This is a genomic window from Streptococcus suis YS161, from assembly GCF_002760245.1.
GTDB lineage: Bacteria > Bacillota > Bacilli > Lactobacillales > Streptococcaceae > Streptococcus > Streptococcus suis_I.
Genome location: NZ_ASCA01000057.1, coordinates 1 through 901 on the forward strand (window position 1 = coordinate 1; position 901 = coordinate 901).

General features: G+C 41.0%; 1 protein-coding gene and 1 pseudogene. Both read left to right on the forward strand.

The features are described from left to right. Positions 1-381, forward strand: a pseudogene (locus SST111_RS07725) (replication initiator protein A); the annotation flags it as partial. A 148-nt stretch (positions 382-529) separates the two neighbouring features. After that, the coding region (locus tag SST111_RS07735; RefSeq protein ID WP_142350754.1) for a DNA cytosine methyltransferase at positions 530-901 on the forward strand (372 nt) is incomplete at its 3' end.

A 901-nucleotide genomic window follows, 5' to 3' on the forward strand; every position in this document is an offset into this window, starting at 1 on the left:
AATTCAGCCCCTAGTGAGACTGAAGGAAGTGAGACTAAATATAGTGAAACTAAAGGGAGTGATTTCCTTATTGAGGACGAGGAGGAGAGGCAGCAAGTAGATGAGAAACAAGAAGAGAACTTTACTTCAAAAGTCGATGGCGTGACCAAGTACGATCGAGATTATATTTGGGGTTTGGTTCATGACCAGTTAAGACAGTCGGGTCTATCTCAGTCAGCTAGTGACTATGCCATGATTTATTTTAGTGACCGTTATCAGTATGCATTGGAACATATGCGATTTGCTCGGTCAGCGGAAGTAATAGCTGAGTATGTATTTAATGGTGTGCTGTCAGAGTGGACCAAGCAACTGAGACGACAAGAAGTAAAGGGAGGTGATTAAGTTGATTTGGTGGATACTAGGTGGAATCTATCTGATTTCTATCGTCATTTTGATTGTTGAAATCATCCGTGCACCAGAAATGGATGATCATATATAGGCAAGAGTTTTACAAGTGTAAGGCTCTTTTTTAGTTGGAAAGAGAGGAAAAATGAAATTTTTAGATTTATTTGCTGGGATAGGCGGTTTTAGGCTAGGGATGGAATCACAGGGTCATAAATGCCTGGGCTTTTGTGAAATTGATAAATTCGCCAGAACATCTTATAAAGCCATGTTTAACACAGAAGGGGAAATAGAATACCATGATATTAAAGAGGTCACAGACCATGACTTTAGACAATTTAGAGGGCAAGTGGACATCATCTGCGGGGGATTTCCTTGCCAAGCTTTTTCACTCGCAGGAAGACGACTGGGATTTGAAGATACTCGAGGGACTCTCTTTTTTGAGATTGCTCGAGCGGCCAAACAAATCCAACCACGTTTTCTATTTTTGGAAAACGTCAAAGGCCTACTCAATCACGAC